The sequence below is a fragment of the Algoriphagus aurantiacus genome (genome assembly GCF_035156405.1).
Lineage (GTDB): Bacteria > Bacteroidota > Bacteroidia > Cytophagales > Cyclobacteriaceae > Algoriphagus > Algoriphagus aurantiacus.
In genome coordinates, this window is sequence record NZ_JAXRUT010000001.1 from 127,910 (window position 1) to 146,557 (window position 18,648).

The 18,648-nt window shown below is 41.5% G+C and carries 19 protein-coding genes; 10 read left to right on the forward strand and 9 right to left on the reverse strand.

Annotation, left to right across the window (positions count from 1 at the left end):
• Positions 1-14 precede the first annotated feature (14 nt).
• The 8 genes from SYJ56_RS00510 (at position 15) to SYJ56_RS00545 (ending at position 9,810) form a co-directional block, all read left to right on the forward strand.
• On the forward strand, positions 15-2,318 hold the full coding sequence (locus SYJ56_RS00510; protein ID WP_323831436.1) for an eCIS core domain-containing protein: 2,304 nt from the start codon (positions 15-17) through the stop codon (positions 2,316-2,318).
• 155 nt (positions 2,319-2,473) lie between these two features.
• Positions 2,474-3,844, forward strand: a complete 1,371-nt coding sequence (locus tag SYJ56_RS00515) for an ethanolamine ammonia-lyase subunit EutB (protein ID WP_323831437.1) — start codon at positions 2,474-2,476, stop codon at positions 3,842-3,844.
• A complete protein-coding gene (gene eutC, locus SYJ56_RS00520) occupies positions 3,841-4,602 on the forward strand; it encodes an ethanolamine ammonia-lyase subunit EutC (RefSeq protein WP_323831438.1) in 762 nt (253 codons plus the stop codon). The genes SYJ56_RS00515 and eutC overlap by 4 nt, the downstream gene beginning before the upstream one ends.
• The gene (gene eat, locus SYJ56_RS00525) at positions 4,583-5,896 is read left to right on the forward strand and encodes an ethanolamine permease (protein WP_323831439.1); all 1,314 of its coding nucleotides are present in this window, start codon (positions 4,583-4,585) and stop codon (positions 5,894-5,896) included. Before eutC ends, eat begins: the two co-directional genes overlap by 20 nt.
• 240 nt (positions 5,897-6,136) lie before the next feature.
• The gene (locus tag SYJ56_RS00530; protein ID WP_323831440.1) at positions 6,137-6,775 is read left to right on the forward strand and encodes a DUF6577 family protein; all 639 of its coding nucleotides are present in this window, start codon (positions 6,137-6,139) and stop codon (positions 6,773-6,775) included.
• Positions 6,776-6,795: 20 nt separating this feature from the next.
• Positions 6,796-7,866, forward strand: a complete 1,071-nt coding sequence (locus SYJ56_RS00535; RefSeq protein WP_323831441.1) for a nucleotidyl transferase AbiEii/AbiGii toxin family protein — start codon at positions 6,796-6,798, stop codon at positions 7,864-7,866.
• Complete coding sequence (locus tag SYJ56_RS00540; RefSeq protein WP_323831442.1) at positions 7,866-8,069, forward strand: hypothetical protein; 204 nt, start codon at positions 7,866-7,868, stop codon at positions 8,067-8,069. The genes SYJ56_RS00535 and SYJ56_RS00540 overlap by 1 nt, the downstream gene beginning before the upstream one ends.
• 106 nt (positions 8,070-8,175) lie before the next feature.
• Complete coding sequence (locus SYJ56_RS00545; protein ID WP_323831443.1) at positions 8,176-9,810, forward strand: S8 family serine peptidase; 1,635 nt, start codon at positions 8,176-8,178, stop codon at positions 9,808-9,810.
• A gap of 104 nt (positions 9,811-9,914) precedes the next feature.
• On the opposite strand, the gene rpiB is transcribed toward SYJ56_RS00545, so the two are convergent.
• The 3 genes from rpiB to SYJ56_RS00560 form a co-directional block, all read right to left on the reverse strand.
• Positions 9,915-10,352 (reverse strand): ribose 5-phosphate isomerase B, encoded by a 438-nt coding sequence (gene rpiB / locus SYJ56_RS00550; protein ID WP_323831444.1) that lies wholly within the window; start codon positions 10,350-10,352, stop codon positions 9,915-9,917.
• Between the two features lie 125 nt (positions 10,353-10,477).
• Entirely contained in the window at positions 10,478-11,350 is an 873-nt protein-coding gene (gene tatC / locus SYJ56_RS00555; RefSeq protein WP_323831445.1) for a twin-arginine translocase subunit TatC, read from the reverse strand.
• Between the two features lie 16 nt (positions 11,351-11,366).
• Entirely contained in the window at positions 11,367-12,635 is a 1,269-nt protein-coding gene (locus tag SYJ56_RS00560; protein ID WP_323831446.1) for a serine hydroxymethyltransferase, read from the reverse strand.
• Between the two features lie 147 nt (positions 12,636-12,782).
• Between SYJ56_RS00560 and SYJ56_RS00565 the strand changes: the two genes are divergently transcribed.
• Complete coding sequence (locus tag SYJ56_RS00565; protein ID WP_323831447.1) at positions 12,783-13,157, forward strand: UDP-glucuronosyltransferase; 375 nt, start codon at positions 12,783-12,785, stop codon at positions 13,155-13,157.
• Here SYJ56_RS00565 and SYJ56_RS00570 read toward each other — a convergent pair.
• A complete protein-coding gene (locus tag SYJ56_RS00570) occupies positions 13,154-13,381 on the reverse strand; it encodes a hypothetical protein (RefSeq protein ID WP_323831448.1) in 228 nt (75 codons plus the stop codon). The genes SYJ56_RS00565 and SYJ56_RS00570 overlap by 4 nt on opposite strands.
• A gap of 104 nt (positions 13,382-13,485) precedes the next feature.
• On the opposite strand from SYJ56_RS00570, the gene SYJ56_RS00575 reads away from it, so the two are divergent.
• Positions 13,486-14,394, forward strand: a complete 909-nt coding sequence (locus tag SYJ56_RS00575; protein ID WP_323831449.1) for an AEC family transporter — start codon at positions 13,486-13,488, stop codon at positions 14,392-14,394.
• Here the strand turns inward: SYJ56_RS00575 and SYJ56_RS00580 are convergent, their stop codons facing one another.
• The 5 genes from SYJ56_RS00580 to SYJ56_RS00600 form a co-directional block, all read right to left on the reverse strand.
• Positions 14,395-15,213: an inositol monophosphatase family protein gene (locus SYJ56_RS00580; RefSeq protein ID WP_323831450.1), complete on the reverse strand. Its 819-nt coding sequence runs from the start codon at positions 15,211-15,213 to the stop codon at positions 14,395-14,397.
• Between the two features lie 5 nt (positions 15,214-15,218).
• On the reverse strand, positions 15,219-15,911 hold the full coding sequence (gene rsmI / locus SYJ56_RS00585) for a 16S rRNA (cytidine(1402)-2'-O)-methyltransferase (protein WP_323831451.1): 693 nt from the start codon (positions 15,909-15,911) through the stop codon (positions 15,219-15,221).
• Complete coding sequence (locus tag SYJ56_RS00590) at positions 15,908-16,141, reverse strand: 4a-hydroxytetrahydrobiopterin dehydratase (RefSeq protein ID WP_323831452.1); 234 nt, start codon at positions 16,139-16,141, stop codon at positions 15,908-15,910. Before SYJ56_RS00590 ends, rsmI begins: the two co-directional genes overlap by 4 nt.
• A gap of 12 nt (positions 16,142-16,153) precedes the next feature.
• Positions 16,154-16,423, reverse strand: coding sequence for a DUF493 family protein (locus SYJ56_RS00595; protein ID WP_323831453.1), 270 nt, complete (start codon positions 16,421-16,423; stop codon positions 16,154-16,156).
• 83 nt (positions 16,424-16,506) lie between these two features.
• The gene (locus tag SYJ56_RS00600) at positions 16,507-18,618 is read right to left on the reverse strand and encodes a SurA N-terminal domain-containing protein (protein ID WP_323831454.1); all 2,112 of its coding nucleotides are present in this window, start codon (positions 18,616-18,618) and stop codon (positions 16,507-16,509) included.
• Positions 18,619-18,648: the final 30 nt, after the last annotated feature.

Below are 18,648 nucleotides of genomic sequence, written 5' to 3' on the forward strand. Positions count from 1 at the left end.
TAAATTTTACCATAATGGAAACTGTACAGGAAAGAAAAAAGCTCAATACCTTGTCCAATCGAAAGAGGACAAGTTCTTTTTTTGCTCCTGTGCCGGTACAAGCAAAATTGAAAGTCAATGCACCAGGAGATCAATATGAACAAGAGGCGGATACGGTCGCTGACCAAGTCATAAACAGACTTGCTGAGAATTCTTCACATCCCGAGCCAGCCAAAATTCCTTCGTCTAGCCCAAATGAGGCCAACGCCCAATCTGCAAGCGGTGCTTCAAATCAAATAAATATAAGTAAGTCTTCAGCTTCAACTTTCCCGCCCGTTCAAGCCAAATGCAGTAACTGTGAAGCGGAGGAAAAGGAAAATCTTAAAGAAGAGGAAATCCAAAGGATGCCTGAATCGAAGATTTCCCTTCAGGCAAATGTAGGAGAAGACGAGGAAGAATCAACTCTTATGGCCAAGCACGGGGCTACCTCACAACCGACCGTTTCGGATGAAACTGCCAGCCAGCTCTATTCTTCCAAAGGGAGCGGCGACCCTCTGCCTAAAAACACCAAGTCAGAAATGGAGAAAGGCTTTGGAGTTGATTTTTCGAATGTAAGAATCCATACTAACCCTGGCGCTGAAACCATGAGCAAAAATCTGGGTGCTCAAGCATTCACCCATGGTTCAGACATTTACTTCAATTCGGGGAAATTCGACACTCAAAGTCACGGAGGCAAAAAGCTATTGGCGCATGAGCTGACGCATGTGGTGCAACAAAATGGTGGGGCCAGTCATGGGCCAAAAAAATCCCCAATTCCTTTTGATACCATACAAAGAGATGGTTCATCGGAATTGCAACCTTGCACTGAAATAGGATCATGCTTAGGTCGAATTGCTATGATCGCAGATTCACAGAGACGCAATCCACAACCTGCAACTAGTGTTGCAGATGATTTAATGGCCCAATTACGCGGCCCTCTACTCTCAGATCCAGATGCTCTTAGTGAAATGACACTTGAGGTAAGCGAAAGCTTTTCAGCCAATGTATTTGGATTATTTTTAAATCGTTTAGAAACTGATGCCAGAGCTAGAGGAGAAATGTCTCCTCTAGAACGGATGCGTGCACAAGAAGAGCATCAACGCACGATTCCACAAATGCAAGACTTAACAGCACCACGTAGAGGTCCCTATGGAACTCGCGGTCCCGGGGTTGCTCTTCCGGTTATTGCTGGAGTTTTACACCCTTTGTACAATATGTATAGAAGCGCCAAAGGTTTTATACGAGGTGTGATTGGTGGTTTTAGGCAAACCGCCACGCCTAGGGACTATCAACGTCTAGTAGAAAAACTTGCAGGGAGCGTCATAATTACCTCTGTGTTTCCAGTTGTTTTTCTAGCGGGTGCAATTGTTGGGATAGTACAGGATATAGTTGGAGCTATTGTTGGAATCTATAGAGCAGTCGTGAACTTTGATGAAATTGTAGCTTCAGCCAAGCAAATAATAACAGTTATGTTTTCCGACCAAGGAGAACAAGTTGGTGAAGAGCTTGGGATTCAAACGGGAATAGGCTATGTAAGCCAACTCCGCTCTCTCTTATCCCAAAATGTTTTCTCTTTTACTTATAATTTAGGTCGAATTATTGGGCCTACGATTATCTATACTATTATTTCCCTCTTAGGATTACCAGTATTGCTTGGTGCAGGCGGTTTATCATTACGTGTTATTCGTTCAATTCGTGCAATTTTAGGTAGAGTACCAGGCGCAAGAAGATTACAGGCTTTATTACGTCTTCGCAGGATACAGCGAAGAGGGCTTGCACCTGGAGCTGGAGGTCTTGTTATTCAAGGCGGCAGAGTTAGGTTGACTATAGCAAAATTACTCGAGTGGGAAGGTCTTGGTGGACACATGCTTCAACGTCATGGCCCATTTCATACTCGCCAAACATTACTACGTCGAGTTCTAAATGAAACAAGTTTGGATGGTCCGCCCGCACCTCGGGATCTGCCGGGTGGCGCGAGAACAACGGATTTTCGAGTATGGCAAGGTAATAGTCAGCCACACGCTTCAGTCTGGAGAAGTCAGCAGGAAATGCTTGACGCAGTTGGGGAAGTTATTAGTGATAATATTGGTGATATAGAGCGAGTTACTGCAGGTGGAAGTGAATTAATATTGTCCCGAATACCACTAAATAGACACGTAGGAAACGGTTGGGTTACTGCAATACGAGGAAGCGGTGAACGAGGAATATACTGGGCCGACAATTTACAGCATGCAACTGTGGTAATTCGACCCGTAGCTGGAGGAGGTTGGCGGGTACATACTGCTTATCCAGAGCTCTAAGCAACCTAAGGAGTCGGTGCAGAATGCCTTTAAATTTAGCCCGAAGCATTAATTTATTCTTACAAAGCTGAATTTCGACTAGACTTTTTTTAATGAAATCTGAACCCACCCCCATCCTTATTGCATATTTCCAAATAAATACCCACTTTAATTAGATGGTTTATCAGCATACCGTTGGAAATTTCAATTATACCTTTCCAGACCTCAAGACTGTTTTGGCAAAAGCATCTCCAGAAAAGTCGGGGGATGAAATGGCGGGATTGGCTGCCCGAAATGAACAGGAACGAATTGCCGCTAAACTGGTTTTGGCTGATATCCCCTTAAAGCAATTTCTAAATGAGGAAATAATTCCGTCCGAAACAGATTCCATTTCACGTCTGATTCAAGAAACTCACAATGCTAAATCATTTCAATCCATTTCTCATCTGACTGTCGGAGGATTTCGCGATTGGCTATTAGCATATGAAACTGACGGATTCAAAATAGCTCAAATTTCCACAGGATTGACTCCGGAAATGGTGGCCGCTGTCAGCAAAATCATGGCTAATCAGGATTTGATTCTGGTAGCTTCAAAGATTCGAGTGATTACTAAGTTTCGTAATACTCTTGGCTTGAAAGGCCACTTTTCTACCCGTTTGCAACCCAATAATGCAACCGACGATGCCAAGGGCATCATGGCAAGTACGATAGATGGGCTTTTGTACGGTGTTGGAGACGCCGTCATCGGAATAAATCCCGCCTCAGATTCAGCAGAGACCACCTTGAGATTGTTGGAAATGCTAGACAAGCTTCGACAACAATATGAAATCCCAACTCAAACTTGCATCCTTTCGCATGTGACAACCACGATTGACCTGATCAATAGAAATGCACCAGTTGATTTGATCTTCCAATCTATTGGAGGAACGGAAAAGACAAATTCCAGCTTTGGATTCAATCTGAGCATTTTAGACGAAGCTTACCAGGCTGGTTTAGAGTTAAATCGAGGAACAGTTGGATACAATTTCATGTACTTTGAAACTGGTCAGGGAAGTGCTCACTCCGCCAATGGGCATCATGGCATAGATCAGCAAACATGCGAAGTACGTGCCTATGCTGTCGCCAGGAAATATAAACCACTCTTGATCAACACTGTTGTTGGCTTTATTGGCCCAGAATATCTTTACGATGGCAAGCAGGTAATCCGAGCAGGTTTGGAAGATCATTTTTGTGGCAAACTCATGGGTCTGCCTATGGGCTGCGACATCTGCTACACCAACCATATCAATGCTGATCAAGATGATATGGACAATCTCCTTATTTTACTTGGGGTAGCTGGTTGTAATTTCATCATGGGAGTGCCAGGTGCGGACGACGTGATGCTGAATTATCAGAGCACTTCTTTTCACGATCAGTTGTATATCCGCCAAGTGCTTGGACTCAAAAGAGCGTCTGAGTTTGACGAGTGGCTGGTAAAAATGAACTTATCAGACAAAAGCGGGAAACTACTTGACATCAATCCCGGAAGTAAACTTTTGGAAATATGAGCGGTTCTTCCAATTCCTGGGAAAAGTTAAGGGAATTCACCGATGCCAGAATCGCATTGGGAAGAGCTGGTGGTAGCCTTAAGACAGCTGAACTATTACGTTTTCGAAAAGATCATGCACTGGCAAAAGATGCTGTTTGGACAACGTTGGACTTCCCTTTATTGCAGCATGGGTTAGAGAAATTAAACCTCCCTTACCTTATACTGAGTAGTGAAGCCCAAGACCGGGAAACCTACATCAAACGTCCAGATCTAGGGAGAAAACTCAGTCAGGAATCCATTGATACAATTACGAACTCCAATTCCCCGACCGCAGATATTTCCATCCTTATTGCAGATGGTCTTTCCTCTAATGCCATTTCGCTTCACGCAATCAACTTTCTAAAAGAATTTTTACCCTTGATAACCCAATTTTCACTGGCTCCTATTTGTCTGGTCAGTCAGGCTAGAGTTGCAATCAGTGACGAGGTCGGCGAGTTATTTTCCAGCAAACTAGCAATTATCCTGATCGGAGAAAGGCCCGGTCTAAGCTCTCCCTATAGCATGGGGATTTATTTGACATACAACCCAAAAGCAGGAAATACAGACGAAAAAAGAAACTGTATTTCCAATATTCGAGCCGGTGGATTACCCTATGCCTATGCAGCGGGAAAACTCGCTTTTTTGACCTCAGAAGCTCTTCGATTAAAACTATCCGGTGTTGATCTCAAGGACACCTATGACACACAACTATTAACCAATGACATTGGAAAACAGTGAATTGAAACGAACGCTTGGGCCTTTTATGCTTTGGGGCTTGGGTGTAGGCTATGTGATTTCGGGGATGTATTTCGGTTGGAACCTAGGCCTTGCGGAGGGCGGTACGCTTGGACTAGCAGTGGCTACCTTTTTTATTATCATCATGTATGTCACATTCACCTTCAGCTATACTGAGATGGCTTGTGCTATACCCAAAGCCGGAGGAGCATTTGATTATGCCAGATTGGGATTAGGGAAAAACTGGGGATTCCTGGCAGGAATGGCTCAAAGCATTGAATTTATATTTGCTCCACCCGCGATTGCCGCTGCAATAGGAGCCTATTTCAATGTCTTTTTCCCTGAAATCAGTGTCACCACCATTGCCATAGCAGCTTATCTCATTTTCACAACGATCAATATCAGCGGTGTCAAATTCGCCGCGTATTTTGAATTGGTCATTACGATCATCGCAGTACTTGAGTTACTGCTTTTCTCAGGAGTGAGCTTTACAGCATTTGAGTTTGAAAACTTAACTACCAATGCCCTGCCGAATGGCTGGGGCGGGGCTTTCGCAGCGATTCCCTTTGCGATCTGGTTCTTCTTGGCAATAGAAGGCGTGGCAAATGTAGCCGAAGAAGCCAAGAACCCCCAACGGAATATTCTGATTGGATTTGGCTCGGCTATCTTGACTTTAGTGATTTTATGTATTTTGACGTTTACTTCGGCAGTCGGAGTGGACGGTTGGGAAGCCATCGTTTATCCTCCCGGAAGTACTGAGCCATCAGATTCTCCCTTGCCGCTTGCGCTGGCCAAGATCGTCGGGGAAAGCAATATCCTTTATCATCTATTGATTACGGTTGGTTTGTTTGGATTGGTAGCTTCCTTTCATGGAATCATCTTGGCTGCCGGAAGATCCACTTTAGAACTTGGCAGAGAGCGCTACGTCAGTCCTTTTGTGGGGAAAGTAAACGCTAAAACAAAGACTCCAATCAATGCCTTAATAGTGAATATGGGAATTGGGATTTTGGCATTGCTGACTGGCAAAACCGGGGAAATCATTACCATTGCATGCTTTGGAGCATTGACTTTATACATCGTATCCATGATTGCCTTTTTTGCTTTAAGGAAAAATCATGCAGATTTAGAGAGGCCTTTTCGAGTGCCTCTTTTCCCCTATTTCCCAGCTATTGCCTTGGTGATCGCAGTAGTTGCTATGGTAGCCATGAGCATTTACAATTTGAGTTTGATGGCCATTTTCTGGGCTATAATGGCTTTTGGGTATGTGAGTTTTAGATGGTATCAGAGGGAGGGGTAAATACTTTTAATTCCACACTCATACATTTTCCCACAATATTAAACTCGTTAAAATAATAACTATATATTGGCAGCAAAAACCATTTGATGCCAATATATAGATTCGTACATTTAAAGAATTAAATTCATATCCATCGCACAAAATAAACTACATATTGAAAGCATAAAGGATCAATTTCGATCAAATCGGACACTTTCGAGTTCTGACTTGATGGAGTTCTATCGGACTCTTGAGCCAGATGTGAAAAAGACTGCTGTTAATTGGAGGATTTACACTCTTGTACAAAAAGGTATCTTAAATAGAGTTGGACGAGGAAGGTTTTCCCTGAGTAAAGGTGAGGTATATACCCCTGCACTATCAAGCAAACTTAACTCCGTTTATAAAAAGATAAAGGTAGACTTCCCTTTTTTGTCAGTATGTATTTGGAGTACTTCAGTGCTAAATGAATTCATGCTTCACCAACCAGGGAGATATTACCACCTGATAGAAGTTGATAGGGATGCCTTGGAAAGCATCTTTTTTTACTTAAAGGAAAGAAGCTATTCTGTTTTTTTGGAGCCTTCCGAGCAACTAATTAGGCACTATATGATTGATGAAAAGGAGCCTTGGATAGTTAAGTCTCTGGTTTCTGAAGCCCCTATTCAGGAGGTTAATGGAATTCCTACAGTTACAATAGAGAAGTTGTTGGTTGATATATTCTGCGATCCCGTGATATTTAATGCTCAACAAGGGTCTGAAATGAACCAGATATTTAATGAAGCATTTGAAAAATATACAATTAATGAGAGTAAAATGCTACGCTATGCAAGCAGAAGAAGAAGAAGAGAGGAGCTAGATAATTATTTAAATGAAATATCTATATATCGGCACCATATTTAATTTGCTGCCGTTAATTTGAAATGATACGTAGTGACTCTTTACATATTGATTGGATTACAAAAGTGTCCTCCTCAAATAGACAGGCTGACAAAATACTTGTGGAGAAGGTTATTAGAGCAATGCTTTTGGAGGGATTGGTGAAGCAGAATTTAGATTTTATTTTTAAGGGAGGTACTGCTTTAATGCTACTTCTGGATTCTTCCAAAAGGCTTTCCATTGATATTGACATTATAATTGAACATGAACCTGAAGATCTGAAAGAGACTTTTGAAACATTGCTCCAAGAACAAGGTTTTACAAGATTTGAACTTCAGGAACGTAAAACTTCATTTAATATCCATAAAGCTCACTATAAGTTTTTTTATCAACCCATCCACAAAACCCAAGCCGGTGAGGAAAGTATATTGCTAGATATTTTATTCGAAAAAGTGGAGTACTCTAAAATTATTGAGGTTCCTATTAACTCTAAGTTTCTACTTTCAGATGGAGAACCTATTCGAGTAAAAGTACCTTCTATCGAAGATATTCTGGGTGATAAATTAACAGCCTATGCACCCAATTCTACTGGCATTCCTTACTACAAAGGTGAGATTAGCATGAGTATGGAAATCATGAAGCAGCTTTATGATATTGGAAACCTGGTGGACATTGCGGAAGGTGGAGGTCTTATAAAAAAGACTTTTGAAAAATTCGCTTTAACTGAACTTGAATATAGAAATCAACCAAAACTAACAGTTAATGATGTGCTGGAAGATATCTACCAAACTTCACTTTGCCTAGTGAGTAGGGGCGCAGATGGAAAAGGTGATTTTGATCATCTTCAAACTGGCATTCAGCGAGTTTCCAGATTTATTTTCTCAGAGTCATTTCATATTGATAAAGCAATCATTTTTGCATCAAAGGCAGCATACATTTCTACTCTGATGAAATACAATCACACCAAAATTGAAAAATATGGAAATCCAGCTATCATGAAAGATTGGGCTATTGGAGAGCCGTCTTGGCCAAGATTGAATCGATTGAAAAAGTCTAATCCAGAGGCTTTCTTCTATTGGTACAAAATATTTGAATTAACTACAGTAAAAAATTAATGGGAAGATCGACCGTACATTACTCAGATAACAAAACAAATAATGCACTCAAAAAGCTGCATAACAAGCTACGTCCTGTAGGAACGCCAGTTCAGCGGGTAGAATATATTATTGAATTATTACTTCTCAGAATATTTGAGACCAAGATCAATCAAGATGGTGAGTTCAAACCGCTAGGACAACTACTCAGTGAATCCACTTAAATTAAATCATCTTCCTAATCATCCACTTAAGTAAAACCACGTTTACTTCACCATTTTTAACAGGTAAAATTCCACTCTTTTTCAAACGCTGGCGTTACATTTAACTATGATAAAATCTAAGCTTAAACTATTGGCAGGGCTAAGTATTGGCCTGATGGTAATGGGATGTAACTCCTCTTACTTAATCACAGCTCCTCCAATAACTTATACTAGTTACAGTCCCAAAATAGCTGAATTGACAGATCAAGAGGGCAAACACTGGGGACATTTAGATTTGCAAAAAGATACCATTCCGGGAATGAGTGTGGACCGCGCATATGCCGAACTCCTGAAAAAGAGAAAAGGCAAGCAGGTAATCGTTGCAGTTATTGATTCCGGGATTGACCTAAATCACGAAGACATCAAAGACGTGCTTTGGACCAATCGGGGCGAGAAGCCTGGAGACGGGATAGATAACGATGGCAATGGGTATGTGGATGATATACACGGCTATAACTTCTTGGGAGAATCCTACAATGAGCAATTGGAAATGGCTCGGATCGTACGATTAAAATTTGGAGACGAAGCCTATCAAGAAGCTGCCAAGTCGCAACTAGACAAAGAGCTCAATAAAGCCAAATCATCTCTACCTCAACTTAAGCAGATAGAGCAGTTAATTATGATGGCTGATCAAAACATGCAAAATGCCTTGGGCAAAGAATTCTATTCTCTTGCAGACTTGAAAGGCTATCAACCTAAAAATGCGCATGAAGAAAGATCAGTAGATATGTTAGCGCAGGCAATTAGCTATGGACAAGAGATTCCACTCGCCATAAAGGATCTACAGGAAGGAATCAAGTATTATGGTGATCAGCTCAATTACAATTTGAACGTGGACTTTAATGGACGTACTCCGGTAGGCGATGATCCTTATGATATTGCCGATTCTAACTATGGAAATGGAAATCCAGCAACCAGGGATCCGGAAGAAAGCCATGGTTCACATGTAGCAGGTATCATTGCCGCTACTAGAAACAATAAAAAAGGGGTAGATGGGGTAGCTAAAAATGTCAAAATCATGTCCATTCGGGCTGTGCCAAATGGTGATGAATATGATAAGGATATTGCCCTTGCCATCCGATATGCAGCAGACAATGGAGCTAAAGTGATCAATGCCAGTTTTGGAAAGGAATTTTCTCCTAATTCAGAATGGGTACATGAGGCATTGAAATATGCCGCTTCCAAGGATGTTCTGTTTGTTCATGCTGCAGGGAATGAGTCATTAGATCTTGACAATCCTGAGAATACTAATTTCCCTAACGACCATTCCATTGAATACTCACAGGAAGTGGCCAATAACTACCTTACAGTGGGAGCATTGACATCTGATTATGGATCAGATATGATCGCTGTTTTCTCCAATTATGGAAAAGAGAATGTGGACATCTTTGCCCCTGGGGATAAGATATATTCCACTATGCCTCAAGATTCATATGAATTTCAGGGAGGTACTTCCATGGCAGCTCCGGCAGTCACAGGTTTAGCCGCTATGATAAGATCTTATTTCCCAAGCCTGAGTGCCGCCCAAGTGAAGAAAATCATTATGGAGTCAGGAATCTCATCTACCCTGAAAGTCCAGGTAGGTGGGCCTGAAGGGGAAGTAAAATCCTTTTCGGAAATCTCCAAATCCGGCAAAATCGCCAACTTGTATAATGCCCTGATCTTGGCAAGTGAGGTTGCTAATGGAAATGTAAGCTTGTAAAAGCCTCATTTTGAAATATAAAGTTTCTATAAAAAAGCCCAAACCTGAATTTTCAGGTTTGGGCTTTTTGCATCGGACACCGGACACCCGGTATCCTACAATACTTAGCTACAAGCAATCTTATTCACACGATTCTGATGTCTTCCGCCCTCGAATTCGGTGGTCAGAAAGATCTCAGCCAGCTTTTCTGCCAATTCATAAGTGATAAATCGAGCTGGTAGTGCAATGACGTTCGCGTTGTTATGCTGGCGGCAAAGTGAAGCAAGCTCTTCGTTCCAACAAAGGGCGGCACGGATACCTTGGTGCTTATTAGCGGTAATAGCTACACCATTTCCACTTCCGCAGATCACAATTCCCAATTCATACTCGCTATTTTCAATAGCTGAACTCAACGGGTGAACATAATCAGGGTAATCCACAGAAGCATCCGTAAAGGGACCAAAGTCCTTTACTTCATAGCCTTCAGATTCTAGTTTGCTGATCATTTTAGCTTTGTATTCAAAGCCTGCATGATCTCCGCCTATTGCTATTTTCTTTGCCATATTTTTATAAAAGCCTGAAGACAGTAGACCTCAGTCTCCCATCTTGTCTTACGATTCTTATTCTAAACTCTCTTTTCTTAGTTCTAGTTTGTTGATACTTGGTACCAGCTACTTGATACTTACAATCAATCTCTATTTCCCATTGCATCATTGGCTTCTTCTCTCGCCCGCTTGATTGCTCTCTTTCTCTCCAATCTCTTTGCAATCTGGATTCCAGCCTCATACAAGACTAGGATCGGCATTGCAATCAAAATTTGGCTGATTACATCGGGAGGAGTAATGACAGCGGACAAAACCAAGATTACCACAATGGCATGTCTTCTATAGGACTTAAGCATGCTCGAAGTCACCAAGCCTGACATGGCCAAGAAATATACCACCACTGGAAGCTGAAACATGATCGCCGAGGCCAACACCAGCATGGTCAATGTGGATATATAGGAAGTAATATCAAATTCATTGAGAATCGAAGGATCCAGCTGGTAATTTGATAGGAAGTTGATCGAAAGTGGAGATAGGATAAAGTAGCCAAATGCAGCTCCCATGAAGAATAACAAGCTCACAAAGAAAACGGCTCCTCGTGCTGCATTTTTCTCCTGGTCATACAACCCCGGACTGATAAATCTCCACACTTCCCAGAATACAAAAGGAAATGAAGCAATAAATCCCACCACAAAACTTGATGTCATGTGCATGGTAAACTGCCCTGTCATTTGCCTACTTTGGATAGTAAATGGTAGTTCGTCTATACAAAGTGCCGGCAGTCCTGCATAATCACTAAGCTGACACAGCCACCTGTACGTAACAAAATCAACCTTGGAGGGACCAAGGATTACTACACCGAAAACAAAGCTTTTGGCCAAAAAGGCCGCAACTGATAAAATCAGAATAGCTGCTACAGAGCGAAGCAAGTGCCAACGCAGAGCTTCTAAATGGTCCAAAAAGGACATTCCTCCTTCTTCTTCCTCTTCTTCTTCTTGGTATTGATCTAACGCCACGGGTGGTATCTAAAGTCTAGTATAATGGAAACTGAGTCATCCAAGCATTCACTTCGCTTCGGATGTTGGCCAATTCAGCCTCATTTTCATGATTTGTCAAGGCTCTGTCTATCAGATTGACAATTTTGATCATATCATCTTCCTTCAAACCTCTGGTGGTAACAGCCGCTGTACCTATTCTCATACCTGAAGTAACAAAAGGAGATTTGGTATCAAATGGCACCATGTTTTTATTGATGGTAATATCTACCTTTCCAAGAGTCTGTTCTGCAATTTTGCCAGTAAGGTCTTTATTTCTAAGATCGATAAGCATCATGTGATTGTCCGTTCCTCCTGAGATGATTTGATATCCAAGACTTACGAACTGATCCGCCATTACGGATGCGTTCTTTTTCACTTGAAGTACATAATGCATGTATTCATCTGATAAACATTCCTGAAAAGCAATGGCTTTTGCAGCAATAATATGTTCCAAAGGTCCACCTTGAGTGCCGGGGAATACGCCCATATCAAGTAGAGAGGACATTTTTTTGATTTCTCCTTTAGGAGTAGTCAATCCCCAAGGATTATCAAAATCCTCACGCATCATGATCAAACCACCTCTAGGCCCTCTAAGGGTCTTGTGGGTAGTAGTAGTAACAATATGACAATGATCCAGTGGATCATTCAAAAGTCCTTTAGCGATAAGCCCAGACGGGTGAGAGATGTCTGCTAACAGAATAGCTCCAACTTCATCAGCAATTTCTCTTAATCTAGCATAATCCCAATCTCTGGAGTAAGCTGAAGCACCACAGATAATCAATTTTGGAGAAACTTCAAGTGCTTTTTCTTGTAGCTTATCATAATCGATCCTTCCTGTCTCTTCCTCTACTCCGTAGAAATGTGGGTCATAAAGTTTACCCGAGAAATTCACAGGAGAACCGTGGGTCAAGTGACCGCCATGAGAAAGATCAAATCCTAAAATCGGGTCGCCAGCTTTCAAGCATGCCAATAACACTGCTGCATTGGCCTGTGCGCCTGAATGAGGCTGAACATTGGCCCAAGTAGCGCCGAAAAGCTCTTTTGCTCTGTCGATTGCTAATTGCTCGATCTTATCCACTACTTCACAACCACCATAGTAGCGCTTGCCTGGAAGACCTTCCGCATATTTGTTGGTCAGCACGCTTCCTGCCGCCTCCATCACTTGTTTGCTAGTGAAGTTTTCGGAAGCAATCAGTTCGATGCCTCTCTTTTGTCTGTCCTCTTCTTCGTTGATTAGGTCGAAAACAAGCGAATCTCTTTTCATAATCAGGGGTTTGAAAGCCAAATTTTATGGATCGGTAGCCAAATGGCATACCTGCAAATGTGCCCAAAAATAGTCCGAAAGTCCCGATTATCCAATCCAAAATTGGGATTGGGATTCTCAATCCTACGGATTTGCTATTTTTGACGGATGATTGATTTCAAATTCCACCCTAAAAGCTATTTTACCAATGAAACTACATCTGTTTTATTAGTAAAACTGAATTATCCAGAAAGTCAATGGGGAGAGCAAATCAGCATTTATGCACACTGGTTGGAAGGGAAAATCCAGTTTGAAGCGGTGGACTTCTATGGAAATGACTACATGCTCTATCCTTCATCGAGCTATGAAGTCTTAAGCATGGAAGATATGGTGTATCTAATAGAAGGTATGCAGGTAAATACAGATTTGATGGAAGGTAATATGGAATTAATTTTGGACGGGATTCCAGAAGTTGAAAGTGACTTCTACCCGGAGCTAAGTAAATATTTCGAGGAGAAGAGAAAAAATTTCGGATTGGATTAGAAGTCCAGCAAGGCTTGCTTTTGCTCAGAAACTTGATGAGTGCGAAACCAATACTCGTACGTTTCGAAATCTAGGCAATCGCTGAATTCATTTCCTTGAAACATAACTTTCTTCAAACAGCTAATGGGTAGCCAGGACTTCAAGTTTGTGGATTGCTCTTTAGACAGCTGTGAAAGTTGAATCCATTTACCCCCGTTGATAAAAATTGGTATAAGTTTAGTCATAGACTTACGGTTATTTGTCTCAAAAATATACTGATAATCAACAACGTACAATTATATACAATTAATTCTATGTTAATAAAAACTACATTTTACAGAAAAGCAGCATGACCGGAGCTTTCATTGCATTTTTATGCCTACTGCTGGGCCTTTTTTTACAAAAACAATCCAATCTCCCGTTGGAAACAATAACTAAGTGGGTCAATGCTTATCTATTAAACATTGTTCTGCCTGCCTTGGCACTTCTATACATCCCACAAATAGCCCCTGGATGGGAATTGCTCTTACCCATATCCTCGGCCTGGTTCACCTTCCTTTTATCTTGGCTGATTTTTGGGATGCTCGGTAAAATTTTAAAGTGGGATAGACAGACCACTGGTTGTTTGGTAATCGTGGCAGGATTAGCGAATACTTCGTTTTTGGGATTTCCAGTGGTAGAAGGATTATATGGCAAAGAAGGTTTGCCAATAGCACTCTTGATAGATCAAGGGGGCTCATTTTTACTGGTTTCATCCCTTGCGATTTTGGTGGGATCAATCTATTCCCATAAAGAAGGAAATTTGAGAGAAATCCCCCTCAAAATACTTCGCTTTCCACCTTTCGGATTTTTGTTGGTGACTATTGCCATGAGTATTCTGGGATGGAAAACCCCCGAGTTTCTTATTCCAATAGTTTCCTTGATTGGGAAAACAATGGCTCCGGTTGCCATTTTCGCTATCGGCCTGAAGTTCTCAATAGATTTCGACTCCCTTAACTCCAAGTTTTATTGGCTTGGCATGGGTTATCGGCTTTTGCTTGCACCTCTGATGGTCTGGTTGATTTATAGAAATTTCCTGCCGGAAAACAGCCTTGAATTCAAAGTCACCGTACTCGAAAGTGGGATGGCTCCCATGATCACCGGATCAATAGTCGCCATTCAATATGACCTTAAGCCAAAACTCGCAACGCTACTTGCCGGATTGGGAATCCCGATTTCTATCTTAAGTATATTGGTTTGGTATTATTTCTTAGGCTAATTAAGCCCACGCTTCTTTCAAAACCGTGAGGATTTCCTCATGAATTCTTTTATTAGAAGCTAATATTTGTCTTCCAAATATAAAATCTCTTCCATCTGAGAAATCTGTGACTTTGCCACCTGCCTCTTCTACAATCAACGTACCGGCAGCGACGTCATAGGAATTCAGATTATATTCGAAAAATCCCTCAACGCGCCCAGTGGCAACATAGCATAAGTCAACAGCCGCACTTCCAAATCGACGGGCACCATGCGAAGATTTCATTAACGATTTTAACGCAGCCAGATATTTATCAATCAAATCGAAACTGTTATAGGGGAATCCTGTGGCTATCAGCGATTCAGAAAGCGCCATAGCCGCACTTACTTTGATGGGTGTGTCATTACAAAATGCTCCTCCACCCTTCATGGCATAGAAACATTCATGATGATTCACCTCGTAAACCACTCCCAAAATCACTTCCTCGCGCTCCATTAAAGCGATACTCACAGAAAAAATCGGCACACCATGAACAAAATTAGTCGTGCCATCCAGTGGATCGATCACCCAATTAAATACTTCAGCTTGGGTAGAATTAGTGCCTTCCTCAGTGATAAAACCAGCCTCTGGCAAGATTTGAGAAAGTTTATTCACAATTATCCTTTCAGCTTCCTTATCCACATAGGATACCAGATCATTAAATCCTTTGTGCTCTACACGAGCCAGATTGAAATGCTGTCTTTCCCTGCGGATAAAAGCTCCAGCTTCCTTGGCTATTTCTTGAGTTTTTTCTAAAAGCAGTGTAAGTTTTTCAGTTGAGATCATAAAAGTTGTTTGCATAAAATTCAGGCTTTGGGATTTTTACCTGCCACTGTAAGGACGATTTCGCCTTTTAAGGTATTGGTCTGATAATATTCTATTAACTCCGCTAGGGTGCCTCTTACGTTCTCCTCATGGAGCTTGGTGAGTTCTCTGGATACACACGCTTGTCTGTCCGCTCCAAAAGATTCAGAAAGCTGTCCAAGAGTTTTGAGCAGACGATGTGGAGACTCATAAAAAATAATAGTCCTTACCTCTTCGATAAGCCCGTCTATTCTTGTCTTCCTTCCTTTTTTGTGTGGCAAAAATCCTTCGAAAACGAATCTATCATTTGGCAACCCACTATTTACTAAAGCAGGAACAAAGGCCGTAGCCCCAGGAAGGCATTGCACGTCTAATCCTGCTGCAAGTACTTCCCTTACCAAGAGAAAACCTGGATCTGAAATAGCAGGGGTGCCAGCATCGCTGATTAAGGCAAATACTTCTCCCTTATTCATGCGCTCGACTAGTTTTTCTACCGTCTTGTGCTCATTGAAAATATGGTAGCTCTGAAGCGGCCGGGAGATTTCCAGATGTTTTAGCAGTTGGCCACTGGTACGCGTATCTTCAGCCAGTATGACATCGGCACTTTTCAGTACCTCAATAGCTCGAAGCGTAATATCCTTGAGATTACCAATAGGAGTGGGGACCAGAAATAGGTTTGGGGAATTTTCACTCATGCAAACAACTCATCAATAGCTTTGGCCAGGGCATGATCTTTTTTGGTCACGGTATTCCCGGAATCATGGGTAGTCAATTCGATTTCCACCATATTATATACATTACTCCAATTAGGATGATGTTGCATGCCCTCAGCCAAAAATGCCACACGGGTCATAAAAGCAAAAGCTTCCTGAAAATCCTTGAACTTGAATGTTTTCTTGAGTTTGTTATCTTCTTCTTTCCACATAAGTCAATGAGTTTAAAGTGAGATTAACCCTTCTATTTCGGCAGCCTGCTCATAGATTTTGATAATCTGATCTGGGTCTTTCATCATTGCCTGAATAGTAACGCTAACGTATTTTCCTCCAGAACTCTCTTTTGTACCAATTTCATGTTTTGGAAGTAGAGCAGCTACCTCGCTTTCCTTTCCATTCGGAACTATAAACTTAAACATATAAAGCTGGGGAAACTCACCACTGGCTTCTAATTTTTCTTTGAAGTTCTCTTTATCAAATTCCTTTTTGTCCATAACAGGTTGTGATTGGCAAATTATGTTTCGAATATAAACAGAGAACCCATGCTGTATGGCATGGGTTCCGAATCTAGTTTCTATTAAAAGAATTTATATCGATAGTCCTTTACGCCTGCCAGGTCTTGCAGAGCCATCATGACCGAATACGTCGTTCGCTGTGAAGCATTTTGAGTCAATTGACCTTGGTAAGCAGAATAGTCACCAATTTCTGCTGCTGGAGTCAATGCATTCAATTTACCCACGATCACACCTACATCTTCGCGAATAGGCTGAGTGATCTCGCCTTGCTGCACTCCGAATATAGTGCCGATAGCACGTGGAGCGAATCCAACACCGGGAATCACATTTGCACTTAGCTTCAAATCAGGAATTTCATTCAGAGAAGCTTCGTTTGGATAGACAGCTTTCATATCTTCAAGAGAAGTCTTACCAGCAAGCTTAGATTTGATCACCTCTGCTTTTTTCTCATTTCTCACCTGAGCTTCCACTTGCTCCTTCACATCAACCAACTTCAAATCACCTTCGTCTCTCTTGCTGACGAGAGTAGCTACCACGTAAGCATTGTCAAGTTCAAAAACTGTAGAAACTTCTCCTGTGGAAGTACCATCATCAAATGCCCAGCGAATTACTTCTCTAGCATTTTGAAGATTATTGATATTTCTAGCGTTAGCATCTACATTGTTTGCTTGTAGAATTCTATAATTGTCGGTTGTTGCGTTTTCAGTAAACTCATTTCTATTTCCAGCGTTTGCTGCAAAAGAATCAGCATTTCTGAAAGCTTCATTTCTAGTCACATCACTTGCTACTAATTCCAATTCTAATGTTGCCACTTTGGTATAAGTGGTTTTAGGCATTTCAGTCACGTTTATGATATGGAAGCCATATTCTGTTTCTACCAAATTTGCTAGCAAGCCAGTAGATTTTGCAGCATAAGCAGCTTCTGCGAATTCAGTAACAAAATCTTCCTTAGCAAACCAACCCAAATCTCCACCAGTCTGAGCAGTACCGTCTTGACCATATTGTCTAGCGGCTACCTCAAAGTTTCCATCAGCCTTCACCTCAGCAAGAACTGTTTCTGCCTGCTCTTTTACAGCAGCTTTTGCAGCTTCATCCATTCCTTCAGTGCTGAAAAGTATATGTGATGCTCTTAATCTAGGTGTTCCCTCATATTGATCAGTAATCTTATATGACACATAGGTAGAGTTGGGAGTGATGAATGGGCCATAAGTTTCTCCAGCTTGAATGTCTGACACATTATTCGCCAAATTAGCAGGAAGTGCATCGCCTGGTCTTACTGTCAAATAAGGAGTTGGGCCTTCAGAATTTCTCAATACAAAAAGGGAATCGTTCTCAGCAGTTTTTAGCTCATTGGTCAATTCATTGATCTGAGAAATAACTTCCGCGGAATCTGTTCCGCTTGGCTGGATGCTAAAGCTTACATATTCCAGGCTAGCAGCATTGCCAGACTTGAATTTACTTTTGTTCTTATCCAAATACGCTTGCATTTCACTTTCCGTAACCTCTACATCAGCGTCAGCTACTGCATAGAAAGGAACGAATAGAATAGAAGCATCTGCGATTGTATTCGCTGCTTTGTATTCTTCCTTAGCCTCAGCTTGGGTAGCAAACTCAGAGGTCGCTAGCATATTATCATATTTGATTCTCAGTCTAGAGTTTGCAAAAAGCTGCTCTTGCTGATTCCAATATGCCTGCTGTGCAGGATCTGCTGTTTCTAGTGATTGTAGGAAAGTAACCAACTGACTTTTGTCAAACTGGCCAGTCTCTGGATTTACCAATTGCTGACGTAATTCTGGAACAATGTTTTTGCCCTGAACCATATCAACCAATTCCGCATCGGAAATAGTTAAACCCAATTTCTCATATTCTTCTTTGAACACACGCTCCACTATCATGGATTGCCAAGCTTGCTCTCTGATCGAATACATTTCTACTTCAGAAGGGACTCTACCTGTTCGTTGCTGATTCGATAATTTGAATTCTTCAACTCGGGCGATATATTCTTCGTAAGTGATATCTTCACCTGCGATCTCGCCTACGATATTTTGATTGGAATTTAGGAGTGTGGAATTTGGACTTAATAAATCTCCTCCCAGGAGGAATAAAATCAATCCGCCGGCAATTACACCGATCATAAGACCTGTCCTTTGTCTAATTTGTTTAATTAACGCCATTATTGTTACTACGCTTTTTTAGAGTGTCGC

Bases quoted from the DNA above. Each gene is read 5' to 3' on its own strand.
- SYJ56_RS00540 (WP_323831442.1), top strand. From the start codon at position 7,866: ATGGGAAGATCGACCGTACATTACTCAGATAACAAAACAAATAATGCA.
- SYJ56_RS00600 (WP_323831454.1), bottom strand. From the start codon at position 18,618: ATGGCGTTAATTAAACAAATTAGACAAAGGACAGGTCTTATGATCGGT.
- SYJ56_RS00565 (WP_323831447.1), top strand. From the start codon at position 12,783: ATGATTGATTTCAAATTCCACCCTAAAAGCTATTTTACCAATGAAACT.
- SYJ56_RS00535 (WP_323831441.1), top strand. From the start codon at position 6,796: ATGATACGTAGTGACTCTTTACATATTGATTGGATTACAAAAGTGTCC.
- SYJ56_RS00590 (WP_323831452.1), bottom strand. From the start codon at position 16,141: ATGTGGAAAGAAGAAGATAACAAACTCAAGAAAACATTCAAGTTCAAG.
- SYJ56_RS00575 (WP_323831449.1), top strand. From the start codon at position 13,486: ATGACCGGAGCTTTCATTGCATTTTTATGCCTACTGCTGGGCCTTTTT.
- SYJ56_RS00570 (WP_323831448.1), bottom strand. From the start codon at position 13,381: ATGACTAAACTTATACCAATTTTTATCAACGGGGGTAAATGGATTCAA.
- SYJ56_RS00580 (WP_323831450.1), bottom strand. From the start codon at position 15,213: ATGCAAACAACTTTTATGATCTCAACTGAAAAACTTACACTGCTTTTA.
- rsmI (WP_323831451.1), bottom strand. From the start codon at position 15,911: ATGAGTGAAAATTCCCCAAACCTATTTCTGGTCCCCACTCCTATTGGT.
- eutC (WP_323831438.1), top strand. From the start codon at position 3,841: ATGAGCGGTTCTTCCAATTCCTGGGAAAAGTTAAGGGAATTCACCGAT.
- rpiB (WP_323831444.1), bottom strand. From the start codon at position 10,352: ATGGCAAAGAAAATAGCAATAGGCGGAGATCATGCAGGCTTTGAATAC.
- SYJ56_RS00560 (WP_323831446.1), bottom strand. From the start codon at position 12,635: ATGAAAAGAGATTCGCTTGTTTTCGACCTAATCAACGAAGAAGAGGAC.
- SYJ56_RS00595 (WP_323831453.1), bottom strand. From the start codon at position 16,423: ATGGACAAAAAGGAATTTGATAAAGAGAACTTCAAAGAAAAATTAGAA.
- SYJ56_RS00510 (WP_323831436.1), top strand. From the start codon at position 15: ATGGAAACTGTACAGGAAAGAAAAAAGCTCAATACCTTGTCCAATCGA.
- SYJ56_RS00515 (WP_323831437.1), top strand. From the start codon at position 2,474: ATGGTTTATCAGCATACCGTTGGAAATTTCAATTATACCTTTCCAGAC.
- eat (WP_323831439.1), top strand. From the start codon at position 4,583: ATGACATTGGAAAACAGTGAATTGAAACGAACGCTTGGGCCTTTTATG.
- SYJ56_RS00545 (WP_323831443.1), top strand. From the start codon at position 8,176: ATGATAAAATCTAAGCTTAAACTATTGGCAGGGCTAAGTATTGGCCTG.